Annotated in this window: 25 protein-coding genes; 18 read left to right on the forward strand and 7 right to left on the reverse strand. The window is 71.6% G+C overall.

Features of this window, described 5'->3' with window-relative positions; genetic code table 11:
- Positions 1 to 167: 167 nt before the first annotated feature.
- From AC3EN4_RS26595 to AC3EN4_RS26615, 5 genes are all read left to right on the forward strand, one after another.
- Positions 168 to 479 carry a MazG-like family protein gene (locus AC3EN4_RS26595; RefSeq protein WP_435208716.1) on the forward strand — a complete coding sequence of 104 codons (312 nt, stop codon included), beginning with the start codon at positions 168 to 170 and terminating at the stop codon, positions 477 to 479.
- Positions 480 to 972: 493 nt separating this feature from the next.
- Positions 973 to 1,533, forward strand: coding sequence for a hypothetical protein (locus tag AC3EN4_RS26600; protein ID WP_435208717.1), 561 nt, complete (start codon positions 973 to 975; stop codon positions 1,531 to 1,533).
- Positions 1,534 to 2,302: 769 nt separating this feature from the next.
- A complete protein-coding gene (locus tag AC3EN4_RS26605) occupies positions 2,303 to 3,070 on the forward strand; it encodes a hypothetical protein (RefSeq protein ID WP_435208718.1) in 768 nt (255 codons plus the stop codon).
- 87 nt (positions 3,071 to 3,157) lie between these two features.
- Positions 3,158 to 4,129 (forward strand): pirin family protein, encoded by a 972-nt coding sequence (locus tag AC3EN4_RS26610; RefSeq protein ID WP_435208720.1) that lies wholly within the window; start codon positions 3,158 to 3,160, stop codon positions 4,127 to 4,129.
- A 49-nt stretch (positions 4,130 to 4,178) separates the two neighbouring features.
- Complete coding sequence (locus AC3EN4_RS26615; RefSeq protein WP_435208722.1) at positions 4,179 to 4,847, forward strand: hypothetical protein; 669 nt, start codon at positions 4,179 to 4,181, stop codon at positions 4,845 to 4,847.
- A gap of 242 nt (positions 4,848 to 5,089) precedes the next feature.
- Here the strand turns inward: AC3EN4_RS26615 and AC3EN4_RS26620 are convergent, their stop codons facing one another.
- Positions 5,090 to 5,758 (reverse strand): DUF1345 domain-containing protein, encoded by a 669-nt coding sequence (locus AC3EN4_RS26620; protein WP_435208724.1) that lies wholly within the window; start codon positions 5,756 to 5,758, stop codon positions 5,090 to 5,092.
- A gap of 43 nt (positions 5,759 to 5,801) precedes the next feature.
- On the reverse strand, positions 5,802 to 6,089 hold the full coding sequence (locus tag AC3EN4_RS26625; protein ID WP_396799496.1) for a DUF2795 domain-containing protein: 288 nt from the start codon (positions 6,087 to 6,089) through the stop codon (positions 5,802 to 5,804).
- Between the two features lie 159 nt (positions 6,090 to 6,248).
- On the opposite strand from AC3EN4_RS26625, the gene AC3EN4_RS26630 reads away from it, so the two are divergent.
- The 7 genes from AC3EN4_RS26630 (at position 6,249) to AC3EN4_RS26660 (ending at position 11,577) form a co-directional block, all read left to right on the forward strand.
- Entirely contained in the window at positions 6,249 to 6,659 is a 411-nt protein-coding gene (locus tag AC3EN4_RS26630; protein WP_435208725.1) for a DUF2267 domain-containing protein, read from the forward strand.
- A 208-nt stretch (positions 6,660 to 6,867) separates the two neighbouring features.
- Positions 6,868 to 7,890: a TerC/Alx family metal homeostasis membrane protein gene (locus AC3EN4_RS26635; RefSeq protein WP_435208726.1), complete on the forward strand. Its 1,023-nt coding sequence runs from the start codon at positions 6,868 to 6,870 to the stop codon at positions 7,888 to 7,890.
- A gap of 76 nt (positions 7,891 to 7,966) precedes the next feature.
- Positions 7,967 to 8,566: a sulfite oxidase-like oxidoreductase gene (locus AC3EN4_RS26640; RefSeq protein ID WP_422739941.1), complete on the forward strand. Its 600-nt coding sequence runs from the start codon at positions 7,967 to 7,969 to the stop codon at positions 8,564 to 8,566.
- 7 nt (positions 8,567 to 8,573) lie between these two features.
- Positions 8,574 to 9,338, forward strand: a complete 765-nt coding sequence (locus tag AC3EN4_RS26645) for a ferredoxin reductase (protein ID WP_435208772.1) — start codon at positions 8,574 to 8,576, stop codon at positions 9,336 to 9,338.
- A gap of 40 nt (positions 9,339 to 9,378) precedes the next feature.
- Positions 9,379 to 9,672: a DUF6510 family protein gene (locus AC3EN4_RS26650; protein WP_422739942.1), complete on the forward strand. Its 294-nt coding sequence runs from the start codon at positions 9,379 to 9,381 to the stop codon at positions 9,670 to 9,672.
- 149 nt (positions 9,673 to 9,821) lie between these two features.
- Positions 9,822 to 11,003, forward strand: coding sequence for an alginate lyase family protein (locus AC3EN4_RS26655; RefSeq protein ID WP_435208729.1), 1,182 nt, complete (start codon positions 9,822 to 9,824; stop codon positions 11,001 to 11,003).
- Positions 11,004 to 11,142: 139 nt separating this feature from the next.
- Positions 11,143 to 11,577 carry a hypothetical protein gene (locus AC3EN4_RS26660; protein ID WP_435208731.1) on the forward strand — a complete coding sequence of 145 codons (435 nt, stop codon included), beginning with the start codon at positions 11,143 to 11,145 and terminating at the stop codon, positions 11,575 to 11,577.
- Between the two features lie 347 nt (positions 11,578 to 11,924).
- Here AC3EN4_RS26660 and AC3EN4_RS26665 read toward each other — a convergent pair whose 3' ends face one another.
- The gene (locus tag AC3EN4_RS26665; RefSeq protein WP_435208733.1) at positions 11,925 to 12,845 is read right to left on the reverse strand and encodes an RNA polymerase subunit sigma-70; all 921 of its coding nucleotides are present in this window, start codon (positions 12,843 to 12,845) and stop codon (positions 11,925 to 11,927) included.
- 136 nt (positions 12,846 to 12,981) lie between these two features.
- On the opposite strand from AC3EN4_RS26665, the gene AC3EN4_RS26670 reads away from it, so the two are divergent.
- Positions 12,982 to 13,689, forward strand: coding sequence for a DUF899 family protein (locus AC3EN4_RS26670; RefSeq protein ID WP_435208735.1), 708 nt, complete (start codon positions 12,982 to 12,984; stop codon positions 13,687 to 13,689).
- Here AC3EN4_RS26670 and AC3EN4_RS26675 read toward each other — a convergent pair.
- Positions 13,663 to 13,929 (reverse strand): hypothetical protein, encoded by a 267-nt coding sequence (locus AC3EN4_RS26675; protein ID WP_435208776.1) that lies wholly within the window; start codon positions 13,927 to 13,929, stop codon positions 13,663 to 13,665. The two genes, AC3EN4_RS26670 and AC3EN4_RS26675, sit on opposite strands and share 27 nt — an antisense overlap.
- Here AC3EN4_RS26675 and AC3EN4_RS26680 point away from each other — a divergent pair.
- From AC3EN4_RS26680 to AC3EN4_RS26695, 4 genes are all read left to right on the forward strand, one after another.
- Positions 13,843 to 14,259: a DUF5753 domain-containing protein gene (locus tag AC3EN4_RS26680; protein WP_435208737.1), complete on the forward strand. Its 417-nt coding sequence runs from the start codon at positions 13,843 to 13,845 to the stop codon at positions 14,257 to 14,259. The genes AC3EN4_RS26675 and AC3EN4_RS26680 overlap by 87 nt on opposite strands.
- Positions 14,250 to 14,438, forward strand: coding sequence for a DUF397 domain-containing protein (locus tag AC3EN4_RS26685; protein WP_435208739.1), 189 nt, complete (start codon positions 14,250 to 14,252; stop codon positions 14,436 to 14,438). The genes AC3EN4_RS26680 and AC3EN4_RS26685 overlap by 10 nt, the downstream gene beginning before the upstream one ends.
- A gap of 217 nt (positions 14,439 to 14,655) precedes the next feature.
- Positions 14,656 to 15,372, forward strand: coding sequence for a VOC family protein (locus AC3EN4_RS26690; protein ID WP_435208740.1), 717 nt, complete (start codon positions 14,656 to 14,658; stop codon positions 15,370 to 15,372).
- Positions 15,373 to 15,454: 82 nt separating this feature from the next.
- On the forward strand, positions 15,455 to 16,003 hold the full coding sequence (locus AC3EN4_RS26695; protein ID WP_435208742.1) for a GNAT family N-acetyltransferase: 549 nt from the start codon (positions 15,455 to 15,457) through the stop codon (positions 16,001 to 16,003).
- Positions 16,004 to 16,085: 82 nt separating this feature from the next.
- Here the strand turns inward: AC3EN4_RS26695 and AC3EN4_RS26700 are convergent, their stop codons facing one another.
- Positions 16,086 to 17,531, reverse strand: a complete 1,446-nt coding sequence (locus tag AC3EN4_RS26700) for a M20/M25/M40 family metallo-hydrolase (protein WP_435208744.1) — start codon at positions 17,529 to 17,531, stop codon at positions 16,086 to 16,088.
- 114 nt (positions 17,532 to 17,645) lie between these two features.
- Between AC3EN4_RS26700 and AC3EN4_RS26705 the strand changes: the two genes are divergently transcribed.
- A complete protein-coding gene (locus tag AC3EN4_RS26705) occupies positions 17,646 to 18,947 on the forward strand; it encodes an NAD(P)/FAD-dependent oxidoreductase (RefSeq protein WP_435208746.1) in 1,302 nt (433 codons plus the stop codon).
- Here the strand turns inward: AC3EN4_RS26705 and AC3EN4_RS26710 are convergent.
- Positions 18,918 to 19,991: an AI-2E family transporter gene (locus tag AC3EN4_RS26710; protein ID WP_435208748.1), complete on the reverse strand. Its 1,074-nt coding sequence runs from the start codon at positions 19,989 to 19,991 to the stop codon at positions 18,918 to 18,920. The genes AC3EN4_RS26705 and AC3EN4_RS26710 overlap by 30 nt on opposite strands.
- Positions 19,992 to 20,075: 84 nt before the next feature.
- A complete protein-coding gene (locus AC3EN4_RS26715) occupies positions 20,076 to 20,867 on the reverse strand; it encodes a spermidine synthase (protein WP_435208749.1) in 792 nt (263 codons plus the stop codon).
- Positions 20,868 to 20,902 lie beyond the last annotated feature (35 nt).

Raw genomic sequence — 20,902 nt, forward strand, 5'->3', positions numbered from 1 at the left:
ACCGGAGTCAATGGCTACGCTGACCGACCGGTCAGGCCGGGGCTGTCGTGCTGGTCAAGCTGCGGCTGTGGGGCCGGTCAGGCCGCGGCTGTCGGGTTGGTGCGAGCCGGCTCTCGACGCGGGTGCCGGTGTTCGGTCGGTGCGGTTCGTTGCGGTTGACTGTCGTCGTGGACGACTCGATCTGGGCGGCGGCCCGGGCCGCGCGGAGCTGGCTGGACGCCGCGAACGGCACCGGGGAGACCGAACTGACCTGCCGCATCCTCAAGCTGACCGAGGAGGCGGGCGAGGCGTCGGCCGCCTGGATCGGTCTGCTCGGGCAGAATCCGCGCAAGGGTGTCACCCACACGCGCGAGGACGTGGCGGCCGAGCTGGGCGACGTGGTGTTCGCCGCGCTGGTGGCGATCGAGAGCCTGGGACTCGACGCGCGGACCGTGCTGGAGTCCTGCGCGAACAAGGTCCGGTCCCGCCTGGACGCGTGAGGGTCGGCCGCCGGCCAGCCGTGATGTCGTGATCGACACGAGTTCGCCGATGTGGGTGCATCGACCGGTCCCGGACACCCCGACTTCGGCGAAGTCGAGTCGATCACCCGGCCGGAGCGGGTGGTATGTCCGGTGATGGGGTTTCTGCGGTGACCGGACGCACGCGTGGGCCGGAATCGTGGCGGGCCGGGGGTCGTTACACATCCCGACGATCGCAGGACCACGGGCCAGCCGCCCGCCTGCGGGAATGGCCCCGGCCGCCGGGTCGTTACACCCGGACCGGCCGCCGCGAGCATCCCCGGCAGGGGCCGCCAAGCCCCGGGAATGACCCCGGCCCTCGGGTCGTTGAACCCGGTCCGCGGCGCCCGAGCCCCCGGCTCGCCGGCCCGCCCCCAGACTTTGCAAGCGCCCGGACGAGGTGCTGACACCCAAGTCACCGATCCCCCCGAACGGGTGACGTGGGTGTTTCCTACCCCCGAAGGAGCAACCCCTGATGAACACGATCTTCCGCAAGAGCATGCTGTCTGTTGCTGGTCTCGCGTTCGCCGGTGGCGTCTTCGCCGGCCCCATCGCCGCCCACGCCAACCCGGCCGACGCCAAGCCGGTCGCGGTGGCCGTGCAGAGCGCCGCCCCGAAGCCGCAGGGCGACCAGTCGCACATCGACCTGAACGGTGAGCAGACGGCCAACGCCAAGGCCATCATCGCCGCCACCAAGAAGGCCGGCCTGCCCGAGCGGGCCGCGGTCATCTCGATCGCGACGAGCCTGCAGGAGTCGAAGCTGGAGAACCTCGGCCACCTCGGTGACGCCAACGACCACGACTCGCTGGGCCTGTTCCAGCAGCGCCCGTCCAGTGGTTGGGGTACGCCGGAGCAGATCACCGATCCGGAGTACTCGACCACGGCGTTCCTCAAGGGCCTGCGCCAGGTTGACGGCTGGCAGGACATGCCGCTGACCGACGCCGCGCAGACCGTGCAGGTCTCCGCTTACCCGGACGCGTACGCCCAGTGGGAGCAGCAGGCCACCGACCTGGTCGGCCAGTACTGGAACAGCTGACACCCACCGAACAGCCAAGAGCAACACCGATGGCCGGCACCCCACAACGGGTGCCGGCCATCGGCGTATCTCCAGCGCTTCGGCCACTTCTTGTTGACCGCTCACCCTCAGGCAGCCCGCTCATCGGTGCGGCGTCGGGTAGCGAACGGGGTGGCGTCGAGGTGGACCCGCCGTCAGAGGCGTGATGCCTGTGAGTCATCAAGATGACGGAGAGGCATCAACCTCATCGGGGCGGTGCCGGGTGGCGGCCCTCCCGGGTGAGAGGCGTGCTGCCTGCTGGTCGTCACGAAGGCGGACGCCGTTCAGGTTGGCGAGGCGACGTAGCGCAGTCACGTTGTCGGCGCGCAGTGATCCGATCGGCGGTCGTGTCCGTACCCTCCGGCGGGGACCGACGGAGGGACAGGGTATGGCCGTGGTGGGTGACGGCAACGAGCATCAGACGGCGCGCCGCGCAGTTCAGCGACCCGCACAGACAACGGCGGCGGCTCGGACGGCTGCGGCGCACCTGCCGGCCGACGACCCGGCGCCGAGCCAACCGGAGTTCGAGCGCGCAAGCCGGGCCCGGACGACGACCACCACGGCGGAACCGCCGCCCGAGACACAGCCGCGACCACCGCAGGACATAGAGCCGCAGCCAGCGCGCGACGCGGAGCCGCGGTCACCGCAGAAGGCGGAGCGGCACGACGCCGGGCCAGCACCGAGCCCGGACGTCGAGCAACGGTCAGGACAGGACACGGAGCCGGGGCCACCGAAAGCGGGAGGCTGGTCCGTGGGCGTCCGTCTGCTGCTGACGGCCGCTGCCGTCGTGCTGGTGCTCGGGGCCATGGCGGTCGCGGTGATCGTCAGCGATCCGTACCGCCTCGGTCAGACCCGGAGCGACACCGGTGCGGAGCAGACGAGGCGGGACGCCGCGGCGGCCTCCGACCAGACGATGACCGCCCCGCTGGCCGACCGGCAGCAGGCCACCTTCGTGCTCGTCGACGGGTTGACGTCGTTCGACCTGCGGGTGACGGACCTGGGCGACGATCTCTACCGGATCAGCAGTCCGTCCGGCACGGGTGTCGCGGTGCGGCCGGTGCTCGACGGTGCGACCGTCCGGCTCGGCGTGGTGGCCTCCGGCGCGTCCGAGGGACGGGCCGTACGGGTGCTGCTCAACGAACGGGTCGCCTGGCGGCTGCGCCTGGAGGGCGGGGTGAGCGACCAGGTGGTGGACCTGACGCGGGCGCGTCTGCTGGGGGTGGACCTCGTCGGCGGCTCCGCGCGCACCGATCTCATCCTGCCGCCGGTGGACCGGGGCGCGCTGACGGTGCGGTTCACCGGCGGGGCCAGCCGGCTCGCCATCCGGGTGCCGGGCGCGCCGCCGGTGCGGGTGCGGGCGGGCGCCGGCGCCGGTTCGCTCGTGGTTCGTGACCAGCGGTGGAACGGAGTCGCCGCGGGGGAGGTGGTGAGTACGCCGGGATGGGACCGCTCGCCCAACCGGATCTTCCTCGACCTGGTGGCGGGCGTAAACGCGGTGACGGTGACCGAGACCCCGTGAAGGGACCGGCCCGCAGCGGTTGAGGTGGCGGTCACCCCGAAACGGAAGCGTCGCTGGCGGGGGAGCGCGCGAGCGTACAGTCGGGCGGTGGAGCGTACCGAATCGATGCTGGCGCAGACCCGACCGCCCGGCGTGGCCGACGTCGATCCCGGCAGCGTGCTGCTGCCGGGCCACGACGTGCCGCTGGGGCGGTACACGACGGTGCGGCGTCTGCTGCCGCAGCGGCCCCGACGGATGGTCGGCGCGTGGTGCTTCGTGGACCACTTCGGCCCGGACGACGTGGCGCAGCGACCCGGCATGGAGGTGCCGCCGCACCCGCACACCGGCCTGCAGACGGTGACCTGGCTGCTCGACGGCGAGATCATCCACCGGGACAGCCTCGGCAACGTCCAGGCGATCCGACCGGGCCAGTTGAACGTGATGACCTCCGGGCGCGGCATCGCCCACTCGGAGCGGTCGCCCGCCACGCACCCACCGGTGATGCACGGCGTGCAGCTCTGGGTGGCGTTGCCGGACCCGGCGCGGGCCGGCGCGGCCGACTTCGCCCACCACGCCGACCTGCCGCGCTGGCGCGACGGCGAGGTCGACGCGACCCTGCTGGTGGGTGAGTTCGCCGGGCAGCGCTCGCCGGCGGTGGTGCACACCCCGCTGGTGGGGGTGCAGCTCGAGCTGGGTGGGTCGGCGCCGACGACGCTGCCGTTGCGGCCCGACTTCGAGTACGCCGTGCTGGCGATGTCCGGCGCGGCCGAGGCCGCCGGGGTGGGGTTCGAGCCGGGGGCGCTGCTCTACCTGGGTACGGGTCGGCGGGAGCTGACCGTGCGCGGCGGGGCGGGGGCGCGGCTGTTGCTGTTGGGCGGTACGCCGTTCGAGGAGCCGCTGGTCATGTGGTGGAACTTCGTGGGCCGCTCGCACGAGGAGATCGCCGAGGCTCGGGAGGACTGGATGGCCGGGCGGCGGTTCGGGGTGGTGGCTGACGACGCGGCGTCGCCGCTGCCGGCGCCGGCCCTGCCCACCACTCGGCTCAAGGCCCGGGACCGTAGCGGCGGCCTGCACGGCTGACCGCCCGGCGTTGGCGTATGACCGGCGGCGGCGCGGGTAGTCGCCGCCCATGGCGACCACGCTGATCACACCGATGGAGGATCGCAAGCGACTGGCCCGTCGGCTGGCCGGCGGTGGACGGGGCTTCGCCGAGCAGTACGGCTTCCGGGTGACGAACAATCCGGCGAGCCTGTTCCAGGTGCTCTGCCTCGCGGTGCTGCTCGCCCGACGGGGCGACTTCCGGCGGGCGGTGGACGGCGCGCGGGCGCTGCGCGACGCCGGCTGGGACAGCGCCGCCCGGCTGGCCCGTTCGCGGCACGAGGACCGGGTGCGGGTGTTGCGGGCCAGCGGTCAGCGCGGTGACGTCGACGCGGTGGCCGACGTGCTGGGCGACCTGGCGCGCACGGTCGTCGACCGGTACCGGGGCGACCTGCGCCGGCTGCGCGCCGCCGCGCACCATGATCCGGCGGCCGAACGGGCCCTGCTGGCCGACCTGCCCGGCGTGGACGCCCAGGTGGTCGACCTGTTCCTGCGCGAGGCGCAGGCCCTGTGGCGGGAGGTGGCCCCGGTCGCGGACCGGCGGGCGTTGGTGGCGGCCCGCCGGCTCGGGCTGGGCCGCTCGGCGGACGACCTGGCCGGGTTGACCGGTGGCGAGTCGGAACGGCTGGCATGGCTGGTGGGGGCCCTGGCGCGGGTCGAGTTGGAGCACCGGTACGCGGACGTGAGCGGCCGACCATGACGTGCCCTGGCCCACAGTTCCGCAAAAACTGACCGTACGGAGGATGTTCTGTCGTATGGTTGTACCCGGCAGTGCTGACCGCTCGGTTCGGGCGGGCATCCACCGCCTGGTGGCCGCGACCGGTTCGGACGTGGTTCACCGCCTGGGCAGGTTTGCGTGGCGCCCCCGGTCGCGGTTCGTGGCCAAGGGGGCGCCCGCCTGTCCCGGCGAGCTTCGCCCGTGACGCAGCCGGGCGCGAGCGCTCAGCGTGCCAGCCCCGCCAGCAGGTTCACCGTGACGGCGATGACGAACGCGCCGAACAGGTACGACACCATCGAGTGCCGCAGTACCGTCCGGCGCATCTCGTTGCTGGTCAGGTTGGTGTCGGACACCTGGAACGTCGCCCCGACGGTGAACGCCACGTACGCGAAGTCCGAGTAGCGGGGCGGTTCGCTCTGGTTGAAGTTCACCCCGCCGTCCGGGCCGGTGTAGTAGATCCGCGCGTAGCGGGCGGTGAAGACGGTGTGCACGACCAGCCAGGACAGCACCACGCTGAGCACGCCCAGCACGCCGTACAGGTCCTGGCGGACGCCGGGTGGCGCGGTGTGTGCGCTGGCCAGGACCAGACCGACGGCCAGCAGGCTGGCGAGGCAGGCGATCAGCAGCAGCACGTCCCGGATGGCCCGGTTGGGGTCCTCGTGCACGGCGAGCTGCGCGGTGCGGCTGGCGTCCATCGGCCAGATCTTGCGCCACACCAGCACCAGCCAGCTCAGCGCGGCGACGTCCCAGCCGGCGAGCGGGGCGAGCGCGGGCGAGAGGGTGAGGGCGAAGACGCCGCCCACGATGACGCCGACCACCGCCACGATCACGAGCTGCGTCGCCGCGGGGGTGTGCCCGTCCGGCGGGCGGGACAGTGGACCGGTGCCGGTCATCCGCGACGCCGGTTCGCCACGGCGGACGTCCCCACCGCCGGGGTCAGATGCCGCGCAGGTGCTGCGACACCCGGTTGTGCTTCTTGTCCCGGGCCTGGGTCGCGCGTTGCGCCGTCGCGTGTTGCGCGGGGCCCACCTCGGGGGCGGCCTCGATGCCGGCCGAGCGGGCCACCTCGGTGCCGTTCGCGTAGTCGACCGGCGGCAGCGCGCGCAGCGCCTTGAGCACGTCCGGCGGGGCGCCCTCGCGTTCGGCCTCGCGGATCACGTCGTCCTTCTCGGCCGGGTAGTCCAGGCTCGACAGGTACTGCAGGACGTCCGCGTAGCTCGCCATGGCTGAGGCTCCCTCGGGGCGTGGATGGGTCACGACCGGCGGCGGTTACCCGTCCGCCGCCCGGTCACGCCCGGCGCGGTGCAGGAAATCCGGCGTCGTTTCCCGCACGACGCCGCGGGTACCCGCAGGCGCCGCAGACAGAGCCCGAGGGAGTACGCGATGAACTACGACACCTTCGTCGACCAGGTTTCCCAACGCACCCACACGTCGTCCGAGCAGGCGGTCGAGCTGACCCGGGCGGTGCTGGAGACGTTCGCCGAGCGGTTGACCGGCGGCGAGGTGCTGGACCTGGCGGCGCAGTTGCCGCAGCCACTGCAACTGGTGCTCAAACCGAGCCCGAGCACCGAGCAGGCGGACCGCTTCGGGGCGGCCGAGTTCGTGGCGCGGGTCGCGCTTCGGGCGCGCGTCGAGGAACCGGCGGCGCGGGACGCCGTCCGGGCGGTGTTCACCACCCTGCGCGAGGCCATCACCGGTGGCGAGTTCGACGACGTGGCGACGCAGTTGCCGCGCGACTACCGGGACCTCGTGGAGCAGGCGATGGCCCCCGGCGCGACGCTGCGCCGCGCCTGACAGCGGGGCCACACAGCGGTTGGCCAGGGCAACCATCGACATCCGGCTTGGCGTGTCGATTCGGCCTGACCTAACCTTGTCGTGCGAGGGGAGTACTTCCCACGAACCATTCCGGTCAGTACGGCACGCCCGGCGTGCCTCGGGTGGTTGCCCATCGAACGGTGGGTGAAGGAGACCTCGAACATGACACGGTGTTCGAGGAGACCCCATGACCGAATTGTCCCCCCTGGCCGCGGCGAGTGACCTGACCTCGGTCGGCACGCCCACCCTGTGGGCGGTGACGATCGCCGGCGTACTGCTCCTGCTGGTGCTGGACTTCCTCGTGACGCGCAAGCCGCACGAGGTCTCCATGCGCGAGGCCATCGGCTGGTCGACCTTCTACATCGCCCTGCCACTGGCCTTCGGCGGCTGGCTCTGGGCCCGCTACGGCTCCCAGCAGGGCGTCGAATACCTGACCGGTTACCTCGTCGAGAAGTCCCTCTCGGTCGACAACCTCTTCGTCTTCATGCTGCTGCTGGCCGCGTTCGCGGTGCCGGCCGTGCTCGCCCAGCGGGTGCTGCTCTACGGCATCGCGGGCGCCCTGGTGCTGCGGGCGGTCTTCATCGCCCTCGGCGCGGCGGCGTTGCAGACCCTCGACTTCGCATTCCTGCTCTTCGCGATCATCCTCATCGCCACCGCGGTGAAGCTGCTGCGCGACGCCCTCTCCGGGCACGAGCAGGAGGTCGACATCAACAAGATGCGCTCGGTCAAGCTGCTGCGCAAGGTCATGCCGGTGGTCGACGAGTACCACGGCACCCGGCTGACCGTCCGGCAGGGCGCGCGCCGGGCGCTCACCCCGTTCGCCCTCGTGGTGGTCGCGGTGCTGGCCACCGACGTGGTCTTCGCCGTCGACTCGGTGCCGGCCGTGTACGGCATCACCGAGGACCCGTACCTGGTCTTCGCCACCAACGCGTTCGCCCTGCTCGGCCTGCGGGCGCTCTACTTCGTCCTGCACGCGGCGCTGAGCCGGCTGGTGCACCTCAGCTACGGCCTGGCGATCATCCTGGCGTTCATCGGCCTCAAGCTGGGCCTGCACTGGGCGCACGGCATCTGGGAGAGCGTTCCGCAGATCCCCACCCTGGCCTCGCTCGGCGTGATCATCGGTGTGCTGGTGGTGGTCACCCTGACCAGCCTGCGCGCCACCCGGGGCGGCACACCCGCCGAGCGCGAGGTCGTCACCGACCGGCACTGACCGCGCCGCGCCGGGCCCACGAGGGGGTACGCGGGAAAGCTCCCGCCCCGGGCGACCCGGGTGGTACGACTGTGCAATGGGAATCGTGTCACCGGGCTTTCAGGGCCGGCCCCGCTCACAGGAGCCGGCCCTGCCGCCCGGTCAGTACCTGACCGAAGATTTCCCGGTGCTCTCGGCCGGCCCGACACCCCGGGTCTCCCTGGACACCTGGGAGTTCGTCATCGCGGCCGAGAACGGCGCCGAGTACCGGTGGTCGTGGCAGGAGATGATGGCGCTTCCGCAGGAGACGCCGACCGTCGACATCCACTGCGTCACCCACTGGTCGAAGCTCGGCACCACCTGGACGGGCGTCTCGCTGGACACCCTGCTCGACGGGGTGGACACCGGCGCGCACTTCGCGCTGGCGCACTCGTACGGCGGGTACACCACCAACCTGCCGTTGGACGACCTGCGCGGCGGCCGGGCCTGGGTGGCGCACACCTTCGACGGCGCGCCGCTGCCGGCCGAGCACGGCGGGCCGGCCCGGCTGCTGGTGCCGCACCTGTACTTCTGGAAGTCGGCCAAGTGGGTGCGGGGCATCCGGCTCAAGACCATGGACGAGCCGGGTTTCTGGGAGACCGCCGGGTACCACGACTACGGCGACCCGTGGCGCGAGCAGCGGTACCAGGGTGACTGAGCGGGCCGTGGCGACGGGCACCCCGGCCCGCGCGCCGATCAAGTGGCAGGTGGCCCGGCTGGTGGAGCGCCGGGTGGAGACCCCGACCGCGCAGACGCTGGTCCTGGAGGTGCCGGACTGGCCGGGGCACCTGCCCGGCCAGCACGTCGACGTGCGGTTGACCGCCCCGGACGGCTACCAGGCGGCCCGGTCGTACTCGATCGCCGGGCCGGTGGTGGACGGTCCCGGCGGCCCCCGGGTCGAGGTGACCGTCCAACGGGTGCACGACGGCGAGGTGTCCCCGTACCTGATCGACGTCTTCGCCGCCGGCGACCCGGTGGAGATCCGCGGACCGCTCGGTGGCTGGTTCATCTGGCGTCCGGAGCAGACCGAGCCGGTGCAGCTCGTGGCCGGCGGCTCCGGGATCGTGCCGCTGATGGCGATGATCCGGGCGCGGCGGGAGGTCGGCAGCAAGGTGCCGTTCCGGCTGATCTACTCGGTACGGACGCCGCAGGACGTGATCTACGCCGACGAACTGCGTCGTCGGGTCCGCGACGACTTCGGCCTCGACGTGGCGTACGTCTACACGCGCGAGGCGCCCGAGGGTTGGCGCGGCGAGCCGCACCGGGTCGGTCTGGCCGACGTCAACACGCACGGGTGGCCGCCGGACCTGCAACCGCTCACCTACGTCTGCGGTCCGACCGGTTTCGTGGAGGCCGTGGCCGACCTGCTGGTGGGGCTGGGCCACCCGTCGCGACGGATCAAGACCGAACGCTTCGGCCCCACCGGCTGAAAGTCAGCCCGCCCGCACATCGTTTCGTCGAGGAGATCCGATGACCAACATGTCGTACCTGGACGGCAACATGCTCGACGGCCCGCTGCGCGAGCTGTTCGCCGTCGACCTGAGCACCGCCCAGGGCCGCTGCGAGAACTGCGGGATGACCGGCTCGATGGCCAGCCTGCACGTCTACTCGCATGCGCCAGGTCTGGTCGGCCGCTGCCCGTCCTGCGAGTCGGTGATGGTGCGGCTGGTACGCGGGCCCGACCGGGCCTGGCTGGACATGCGCGGCGTCACCTACCTCCAGGTGCCGATGCCGATGGAGCAGACGCTGCCCGAGCCGCTGTGACCGACTATTGCGCGTTCACGACCATCGACAACTTTTCACAGTCTTAAATATCCGAATCTTTCGTTGTATGCGCCGCCTCGGGTGCGGTCGGATGGCCGGCAACTGTTAACGCAGTTTCCTATTAATCCTCCGACCCCCGAGGAGCCCCCATGCGTTGGCGCTCGATACTCCTGACGGCGGTGGTCACCCTCGCCGCGGCGGCGGTGCCGGTGACTGTCGACGTGCCGGTGAGCGCACAGGCCGCCCCGGCCACGTTCACCCACCCCGGCGTGCTGGTCAGCCGTGGACAGCTCGACTTCGTCAAGGCCAAGGTGCAGGCCGGCGAGCAGCCGTGGCGCAACGCCTACAACCAGATGATGGGCAGCCGGTACGCCTCGCTGTCCCGGGTCCCCGCGCCGCGCGCGACCGTCGAGTGCGGTCCGACGTCCAACCCGAACTACGGCTGCACCGACGAGCGCGAGGACGCCATCGCCGCGTACACCGACGCGCTGGCCTGGTACATCACCGGCAACTCGGCGTACGCGCAGAAGTCGATCGCCCTGATGGACGCCTGGTCCGCCACGATCCAGCGGCACACCAACTCCAACGCCCCGTTGCAGACCGGCTGGGCCGGCTCGGTGTGGCCGCGCGCCGCCGAGATCATCCGGTACACCTACGGCAACTGGCCCAACCAGGCCCGGTTCGCCACCATGCTGCGCACCGTCTACCTGCCCGTGGTCATCGCCGGTGACTCCCGCACCAGCAACTGGGACCTGACCCTCGCCGAGGCGGCCATCGGCATCTCGATCTTCCTCGAGGACCGCACGTCGTACGACCGCGCGCTCGCCCGGTTCCGCGCCGCCGCCGCCGCGTCCATCTACATCACCGCGGACGGGGTCCGACCCCTGTACCCGCCGGCCACCAGCGTCGACACACCCGCCGAACTCGTCTCCCGCTGGCACGGCCAGGCCACCTACACCGACGGCCACGCGCAGGAGACCTGCCGCGACTGGGTCCACACCGGTTACAGCATCTCGGCCATCTCGCACGTCGCCGAGACCACCCGCATCCAGGGTGGCGATCTCTACCCGGAACTTGCGGACCGGCTGCGCCACGCCCTCGGCTTCCACACCAAGTACGAGAACGGCACCGCCGTCCCGTCCAGCGTGTGCGGCGGCTCGGTGGTCCTCGGCCTCGGCCCGATCACCGAGGTCGGCTTCAACGCGCTGCACAACCGGATGGGCATCGGGATGGCCAACACCCAGAGCTACACCGAGCGCAAGCGTCCCCAGGGCACGAACAACCTCTTCGTGGCCTGGGAGACGCTGACCCACGCGAACAACCCGGCGTAGGCCCGCCGGCCTGCTGGGCCCCTGATCGACTCCGTTTCGCCGATGTCGGGGTGTCCGAGCGCCCGGGACACCCCCACATCGGCGATGTCGGGGTGTCCCGGGCGCTCCTCGTGTCGGGGTCACGCGGCAGACTGGCCGGGTGGGCACCGATCGCTGGCGAGGCGTTCCGACGCGGGTCCGGCTGGTCGTGGCGGCGGCCGCGCTGGTCTTCGCGTACGGCGGTGTCGTGCACGTCCTCCAGCTGCTCGTCCCCGCTCTTCGGCCGCAGCTCGACCTGCCGGGCTGGCTCGCGGTGTACTTCGCGTCCCTGACCCTGTGGGATCCCCTGGCGGCGGTGCTGCTGGCGGCCCGCCGTCCGGCGGGGCTGGCGCTGGGCTGCGCCGTGCTGGTGACGGACGCCGCCGCGAACGGGTACGCCAACTACGTGCTCGACCCCGCCGGCGGCGTCACCCCGGGCCGGATCGGTCAGGCCGTCATCACCGTTCTCGCCCTCGCGTTCGTCGCGCTCACCCCGTGGCTGGCCCGCTGGTTCGTTTGCTGTGCAGGCCACCGCCCGCCTGGTTCAGACCGATGAGGACGCGATCCGGCGGCCAACGCCCGCCCGAGAAGCTGGCGCGGCCACTAGGCCGTGTCTTCAAAGGTTCACAACCACTGGAGTGGCGCGGGCCGCGGCGCTGAGCGGCGGCGGTAATGCTGATGAGTGTGATGCCTGTGAGTCATCTAGATGACTCACAGGCATCCCACTCATCAGGGTGTTGTCGCCGCCGGTCGCATGGCGTGGCGGTCGCGAGGACGCACGGTGTGCCTGAAGCGGGTGCAGTCGTTGACGTTGCCGCCCGAGAGCACGAACGCCAGAGTCCGACTCAGTCCATCGAGGCACGTGCTATAGCCTGCCCCACCAAGATCCTTTGAAGACACCGCCTAGGGCTCGAGGGTGGCGGGCATGTTGAAGGCGGCGACGTGACGGGCGCCGATGAAGGCGTTGCTCTCTACGATCTTCCCGTTCTCGATCCGGAGTACGTCGACGACCAACGCCTCGTAGTGCGGGCTGCCGGGCCGGCGGAGATAGTTGATCAGTGCCGGGCGTCCGTTGGCCGAGGTGGGGAACGTACGCCAGTCGAGCGGTCGGCCGAGGAACTCCACCGCCGCGTCGATCCCGACGACCGGGGGCTCGGGCGGCATCGTGATCCGTACGTCCTCGGCGAGTAGTGCCCGGATCGTCTCCGGGTCCTTCGCGTTGGCGTAGCGGCGCAGGATCTCTTCGTCCTCCCTGGTGAGCTGCGGGCGGCGCCAGTCCTTCGGGTCGGACGGAGCGCGCCCCCGGAGGGTGTGGCGGGCTCGCTGGAGGAGGCTGTTGACGGCAGCCACGGCGGTGTCGAGCGCGGCGGCGATCTCCAGCGGCGTCCAGCCGTGGACATCGCGTAGCACGAAGGCCGCCCGCTGCCGCGGCGGCAGGTACATGAGCGCTGCGATCACGGCCAGCTCGACGGTCTCCCGGGCGGCGAGACCGGTCTGCGGATCGTCGGCCAGCAGGGCGTCGGGATAGGGACCGAGCTCGGTGGACCACTCCAGCGGGTCACCGTACGGAACCGTCCGGTGACCGGCCGCCTTGCGGCTGTCGAGGAAGACGTTCGTGGCGATCCGGTAGAACCAGGTGCGCGCCGACGCCCGACCTTCGAAGCGGTCGCGAGCCCGCCAGGCACGAAGGAAGGTCTCCTGCACCAGGTCATCCGCGTCGGTGACGTTCCCGGCGAGGCGGTAGCAGTGGACGTGTAGCTCACGCCGGTGCTCGTCGAAGGCGCGCTGCAGCCAGACCGACTGCTCGTCGGGCGAGTCGGACATGCGATCTCCCCGGGGCTGAATGGTCCTCACCACCGTACTGACGACCGCAGACCCATCCGTCATCGGTCACCGATGACGATCGCCGACTCGCTCGTCTGTATTTGCGACCGATCCTCACTCCACGAAGGAGATAGCCATGACGACAACCCCCGCGTCCAGCGCCGCCGCGCCCCCGGTCGTCGACCGGGAGACCTGGCTGCGCGAGCGCGACGAACTGCTGGTCCGGGAGAAGGCCCATACCCGCGAAGGAGACGCGATCGCAGCCGCTCGTCGTCAGCTGCCGATGACCTTGATGCCAACGGTGACGGTACGGGGCCCTGGCGGGGACACCCCGCTGGTGGAGGTGTTCGAGGGCCGCCGAATGCTCATCGCCTACTTCCACATGTGGCACGACGGCAAGCCGTACGAGCATCAGTGTGAGGGGTGCACCTTCTCGACCTGTCACATGCAGATGCTGGACTACCTACACGCTCGGGACGTCACCTACGCCGTGTTCTGCCAGGGTCCCTACGAGGAAAGTGCCCCGTTCGCGGAGTTCATGGGCTACCCGTTCCCCTGGTATTCGGCGAAAGACTCCGACCCGGCTCTGGCCGACGGTCGTGACTTCGGGTTCATCGCGTGCTACCTGCGCGACGGCGACAAGGTCTACGAGACCTACTGGACCACCGGGCGGGGCGTAGAAGCGTTGATGACCACCTACCATGCCCTGGACCTCACGGTGTACGGCCGGCAGGAGAACTGGGAGAACTCACCTGAGGGCTGGCCGCGGGTGACCGGGCACCCGTGGCGTCTCGACGGCCGCCCCACCGCGCAATGGTCACGCCCCGGCGTCGCACCGCGATGACCTCCTGATGATCGAGGTGATCATGCTCGGGTCCGCCGCGATATCAGCCTGCTGCTGCGTCGTACCGCGGGCGGCCGCTTCGAGCGCGGCCCGCAAACCGAGGGCTATGCGCGGGCTCTCTATTCCGGCGCGAGTCAGCTCGCGGACCATCAGTTGGACCAGCCGGTCGCCGCGCGGCTGCGGCGACAGGAGATCCTGGCTCGCGAGCAGCCACCGCTCTTCGTCGCGGTGCTCGATCACACGGTGTTGGACAGGCCCGTGGGTGGGCCGGCGGTCATGCGCGAGCAACTACAGCATCTGCTTGAGGTCGGTCGGCGGCCACGGGTGCACCTGCACCTCGTACCGCGCAGTGTGGGCGCCTATCCCGGCCTGAACGGGGCCTTCGTGATCGCCACGCCCGCCGACGGGGAGGACGTGGCCTACCTGGACAATCCTCTACAGGGGACGGTCATCGAGCGCACGGCCGACGTACTATCGCTGCGGCAGTCGTGGGAATCGGTACGGGCCGAGGCGATGCCGCACCGGCAGACCCTCGACGTGATCACGGAGGCGGCAGCGGCATGGACCTGACCGGCGCGATCTGGCGCAAGAGCACCCGCAGCAGCGGCAATCAGGGCGACTGCGTGGAGGTCGCGGGCAACCTGCCGGGCGTGGTGGGCGTCCGCGACAGCAAGGACCCGAGCGGCCCGGTGCTGGTCGTCTCCCCGGCGGCCTGGCGGGCCTTCGTGACCTTCGCCAAGCGCCACTGATCCCCACGCCGGCTTGGCCGGCTACGTGATCGACTCCGTTTCGCCGATGTCGGGGTGTCCGAGCGCCCGGGACACCCCGACATCGGCGATGTCGAGTGGATCATCCCGGCATCGGTGTCGGCCGGCGCCGATTAATCGGATGCGGACGCTCGTGCTCATCCCTAGGCTTCCGCTCCACGGCGGGCCGCGCCTATTCGGATCGGAGATGAGCAGACCGATGACCTCTTCCCTGTTCGCGATCAGTTTCGACGCGCTCGAACCTCTGCGTCTGGCTCGGTTCTGGTCCGGGATCCTCGGCTGGGACATCGTCGACGATCCGCGCGAGGGTGTGGGGCTCGTGCCCACTGACGACACCGGGTTCCGACTCCGCTTCGCGCCGACCGAGCAGCCGAAGGTCGTCCAGAACCTGATGCACTTCGACCTGACGAGCGCATCGCCGCAGGATCAGGAGCGTACGGTCGCCAGGGCGATCGAGCTGGGTGGACGGCACATCGACATCGGTCAGGGCCCGGACGTCGACCACGTGGTACTGGCCGACCCGGAGGGCAACGAGTTCGACGTCATCCCGGCGGGCAACAACTTCCTCGCCGGCTGCGGGTTCATCGGCGCGCTGGCCTGCGACGGTTCGCAGGAAGTCGGGTACTTCTGGGCCGAGGCGCTGGGTTGGCCGCTGGTCTGGGACCAGGACCAGGAGACCGCCATCCAGTCGCCGCGCGGCGGCACGAAGATCACGTGGGGTGGGCCGTCCTACATGTCGCGCGAGGGCGAGGGTCGGGTGCGCCTCGACCTCGCGCCACCCGCCGACGGTGACCAGCAGGCGGAGGTGGACCGTCTGCTCGCCCTCGGCGCGACCCGGGTCGGCACCGACCCGGCCGGTCGAGTCGTGTTGGCCGATCCCGACGGTAACGAATTCTCCGTGCTGACGCCCCGCTAGGCCGTCGCCGGCTGGGCGTGTGGCCGACACCAACGGCGGGCCGGTTGGACAAGTGTCGCGCCGGTCGTCAGAGTGGTGCGCCGTGAGATACCTGCGCAGTGGTGGTCCCGCCGCGATCCGGCGGCCCCGGCCGACCGACGTCGACGAGTTCGTGGCGGCCGCGCGACGGAGTCGGGACCTGCACCATCCGTGGCTGGCCGCGCCGGACACCGCCGAGGAGTACGACCGTTACCTCGCCCGGATCCGCCGCCGCGACAGCGCCGGCTACCTGATCTGCGACCGGGCCAGCGGAGCGATCGCCGGCTACGTGAACATCAGCGGCATCGTGCTCGGCGCGCTGCGTGGCGGCTACCTGGGGTACGCGGCGTTCGAGCCGTACAGCGGCACCGGGCACGCCTCGGCGGGCATCGCCCTGGTCATCGACCACGCGTTCACCAGCGTCGGACTGCACCGGTTGGAGGCGAACATCCAGCCGGGCAACGAGCCGTCCCGACGGGTCGCCCGCAAGCTGGGCTTCCGCCTGGAGGGCTTCTCCCCGGACTACCTGTTCATCGACGGCGCCTGGCGCGACCACGAACGCTGGGCCATAACAGCCCCCACCCCACCCACCCCCACCCCACCTCCCGCGTGATCATGAAGTTAGCGTCACGACACGCCGAGGCGGGTGACGATAACTTCATGATCAACGGGGAGTGGCAACCGGCCCGCTCGGGTCAGGCGCCGGGGCGGGGGAAGGCTGCCGGGCTGCGGAGGCCGGCGCGGTTGACGGCGCGGATGCCGAAGAAGACGTTGTCCTTGGACAGGTCGATGCTGACCTCCGTCACGTCACCGACAGCGATCACCCGTTGCCACTCGGCGGCCGTGGTCTCGCGCCACACCACCTCGTAGCCGGCCAGGTCCGGCTCGTCGCCGCGCTGCCAGCGCAGGGTCGTGTTGTTGGTCAGGTCGGTGGTCACGATGATCGCGCCCTTGGGCGTACCGGGAGCCTGGGCCAGGGACCACAGCGCCGCGCCGTTCACCCTCGCCACCCGCGCGATGTACCCGAAGTCGCAGAACTCGGGCAGGTCACCGAACTGCTTGCCGTCCTGCACGCGGACGTCCTGGTGCTGGTGGGCGAAGTCCTCGTTCGGCTCGGTGAACCGGGCCGCCGGCCAGCCCTCGCGCAGGAACGAGATGTGGTCGCTGCCGCGCAGGTAGCGGTCCCGCCGGTAGATCACCCGTACGCGCATGCCGGTCGCGTCGTTGTCCGCCACGTCCCGGACGAACCGGGCGAGCTGGCGCGACGGCGAGTCGTTCTCGCCGCCGACCGATTGGCGGGTGGTGGCCTCCGCCGGCGTCTCCGCGGTCGGCACGCCCTCGGCGAACAGCCGCACCGAGTACGGGTCGCGGGCGCCGTCGTCGGCGGTGCTGCTGCCCACGATGTCGTCGCTGAACATGCCCTGCACGTCCGCGCCGGCCGCCTTGAGCTGCGCGGCCAGGTACGCCGAGCCGTACAGCCCCTGCTCCTCGGCGGCCACCGCGGCGAACACGATGGTGGCGGCCGTCGGCCGGGTGGCCATCAGTCGGGCCAGTTCCAACACCACGGCCACACCGGAGGCGTCGTCGTCCGCCCCGGGGGCGTCGCTGACGGCGTCCATCACGTCGGTGACCCGGGAGTCGTAGTGGCCCGTGACCACGTACGTGCGGTTCGGCGACGTCTGGCCACGCAGGGTTGCGACCACGTTGGTGATCCGGGTGGCGGTGGGAATCCGCGACGCGGGCTGCTGGACGTACGACTGGAGCTCGACCGTCATCCGGCCGCCGGAGGTGGCCGCGTACTCCTGCAAGCGGGCGTGGATCCAGTCCCGGGCGGCGCCGATGCCCCGCTCGGGGTCGTCCTGGCTGGAGAGGGTGTGCCGGGTGCCGAACGCGGCGAGTCGGCGCACGATCGCCTCGATCCGGCGTGGGTCGACCTGGCGCAGCAGCTCGCGCAGCTCACGGTCGGGCCGCTGGGGATGGGCCGGGCGGCCGGGACCGGTCGGGCCGGCGTCGGCGGAGGCGGGCGCGGCCAGACCGGGCAACGCGACGGTGGCGGCGGTCGCCGCGGTGGCGGCGGAGGCGGACAGGAAGGTGCGGCGGGTGGGCCTCGTGGGCGACCCGCCGATGTCGTCTGATCCCATTGGGGCATCCTGCCCATCGATGATGGTGTCTGTCCATATCGTTGGACGTGGATGGTGGTCGAGCCGCCGACCGAACCGACGTTTGTCCTGGGCTGCGACGGGAAACGGCCGGCAATGACGAAACCTCGTGTGGTGATCGTGGGGGCCGGGTTCGCCGGTTACCACGCGGCGAAGACGTTGAGCCGGATCGCCCGGGACCGGGCCGAGATCGTGGTGCTGAACTCCACCGACTACTTCCTGTACCTGCCGCTGCTGCCCGAGGTCGCCGCCGGGGTGGTCGAGCCCTCGCGCATCGCGGTGCCGCTGACCGGCACCCTCAAGGGCGTGCGGGTGGTGATCGGCGAGGCGGACCACGTCGACCTGCAGAACCGCTGGGTCGGCTTCACCCAGCCCGAGGGGGAGAAGAACCGCCTGGCGTACGACCGGCTGGTGCTCGCCGTGGGCAGCGTCAACAAGCTGCTGCCGATCCCGGGCGTCACCGAGTACGCGCACGGCTTCCGCGGCCTGCCCGAGGCCGTCTACCTGCACGACCACATCGTCCGCCAGGTGGAGTTGGCCGAGCAGGCCGAGGACCCGGCGGAGCAGCAGGCCCGCTCCACCTTCGTGGTGGTCGGCGCGGGCTACACCGGCACCGAGGTCGCCGCGCACGGCCAGCTCTTCACCGACGCCCTGCACGCGCAGCGGCCCCGGCTGACCGTCCGGCCCCGCTGGATGCTGCTCGACGTCGCTCCCCGGGTGCTGCCCGAGCTGGACAAGCGGATGTCCGACACGTCGCACAAGGTGCTCAACAAGCGCGGCGTGGACGTACGGATGGGTACCTCGGTGGCCGAGGCCACCTGCGACGGGGTCAAGCTCACCGACGGCGAGTACGTGCCGACCTGCACGCTGGTGTGGTGCGTGGGCGTACGCCCCGACCCGTTCGTCAACGAGCTGGGTCTGCGCACCGAGCGGGGCCGGCTGGTCACCGACGAGTACCTCAACGTCCCCGGCTATCCGGAGGTCTTCGCCTGCGGCGACGCGGCCGCCGTGCCCGACCTGGTCAACCCGGGGCAGATCTGCGGTATGACGGCCCAGCACGCCCAGCGGCAGGGCAAGCGGGTGGCGCACAACATCGCCGCGTCGTACGGCTTCGGCAAGCGCCGGCCGTACAAGCACCACGATCTGGGCTGGGTGGTCGACCTGGGCGGCAAGGACGCCGCCGCCAACCCGTTGCAGGTCAACCTGGGCGGGCTGGTGGCCAAGGCGGTCACCCGGGCGTACCACCTGATGGCGATGCCGGGTAACCGCACCCGGGTGAGCGCCGACTGGGCGCTCGACGCCGCGCTCACCCGCTCGGCCGTGCAGTTGGGGCTGGTTCCGGCGAACGCCGTGCCGCTGGAGAGCACGTCACCCGAGGTCGCGGCGCGCGGTCGGTGAGCGGGGTGGGCTCGCCCGCCACGGGCCGTACTCGCGCAGCAGGATCTGCACGATGCCGGCGGCGGGGATGGCCAGCAGCGCGCCGAGCAGCCCGGCCAGTTCCGCCGCGAGCAGCAGGCTCAGCAGCACGGTCAGCGGGTTGAGCCGGACCGCGCGGGCGAGGATGAGCGGCTGGAGCAGGTGGTTCTCCACCTGCTGGTAGACGACGAAGAAGACCAGCACGACGATCCCGGCGGTGGGCGAGTGCAGGAACCCCGCCCCGGCGGCGACCACCGCGCCGATCGTCGCGCCCACCAGCGGGATCAGGTCGGCCACCGCGACCAGCAGCGCGATCACCGCGGCGAACGGCACCCCGGTGACGGTCAGCACCAGGAAGGTCAACGCGCCGCAGATCACGCTGATCACCAGGTTGCCGGTGAGGTAGCCGGTGACCGTCCGGGACACCTCCCGGCCGACGCGGCGCAGCCGCTCGCCCGGACCGTCCCCGGCCACCACGAGCAGGCCGCGGGTGATTCGCGGCGATTCCAACACCATGAGGTACGCCAGCACGACGACCGTGACCAGCCCGGCGACCCCCTCCACCACGCCGCGCAGCACCCCGACGGCGGGTTGCCGCAGCCGACCGCCGGCGGCGCGCAGCTCGTCCGCGTGCGCGGTGGCGTAGCGCCGTACCCCGGTGCGTTCCAGGAACCCACCCAGCGGGCCCCGGCCGGCGCGCGCGTCGCGCAGCAGCTCCGGCCCCCGCTCGGCGAACCGGCCCACCTCGTCCAGCAGCGGCACCAGGATCACCGCAGCGAGGACCGCCAGCACGACGAAGGCGGCGAGGAAGACGAGCAGCGTGGCCAGCGCCCGGCGGCGCACGAGGCGGCGTTGCAGCAGGTCCACGGCCGGTTTGAGGGCGACCGCGAAGAAGGCCGCCACCACTGTCCAGACCAGTACCCGCCGGGTCGCGTACCCGAAGGCCAGCGCGAGCGCGGCGGCCAGCACCAGCCCGATCACGATCAGGGTCCGGCGGGCGGTGGTCCGGTCGTCGGCGTTGCTCACCCGCCGCGCCTTCCCCGCCCAGACGGCAGGAAACCCGGCATTGCGGACGGTACCGCCGGTCGGCCGGCGTCCGGGTGCGAGCGGTCAGCGGCCGGCGTCGTCGGCGTCGGCCAGCGGGCGGGCGCCGGCCACGAAGGTGTCGAGGGCGGCGGCGTGCAGCAGCCCACCCGGGATCGGGTCGCGCAGGGCGGCCACCGCGAGCCGACCGACCGGCAGCCCGCCGGGGTGGTGCGCCGCGGCGAGCACGAGGTTTCCGTAGCGCCGGCCCCGCAGCATCCGGCGGTCGCCGACCACGCAGACGTCCCCGAAGACCGCCCGCAGCGTCGCCACCTGCACCCGGGTGCCGACCAGCGGCGGCAGGTCCGTCACGTTGACCAGGTAGAGCCCGCCGGGCCGCAGGACCCGGGCCACCTCGGCGGCGAACTCCACGGTGCGGACGTGCCCGGGCATCCGGGCGGCCCGGTAGATGTCGGCGATCACCAGGTCGTACGCGTCCGTCCCGGCGGCGGTGACCGCGTCCCGGGCGTCGGCGACCTCCACCCGTACCTCGGGCGGCAGCGGCGGCAACTCCCGCGCCACCAGGTCAACCACCGCCTGGTCCCGTTCGACGACCCGCTGCCCGGAGCCGGGCCGGGTGGCGGCCAGCCAGCGCGGCAGCGTCAACGCGCCACCGCCGAGGTGCAACACGCGCAGGGGCACCCCCGCCGGGGCCGCCAGCTCCACGGCCGAGGCGATCCGGCGGACGTACTCGAAGTGCAGGTGCCGGGGATCCTCGACGTCCACGTACGACTGCTCGACGCCGGCGGAGAGCAGTGTCCGGCCGGTCCGGCGGACCGGATCGGCGACCAGCTCCAACCGGTCGGCGGCACGGTTCATGCCGGCACGCTAACCGAGCGCCCGACGGGCCGGCG

The sequence above is a fragment of the Micromonospora sp. bgisy143 genome (assembly GCF_057708145.1).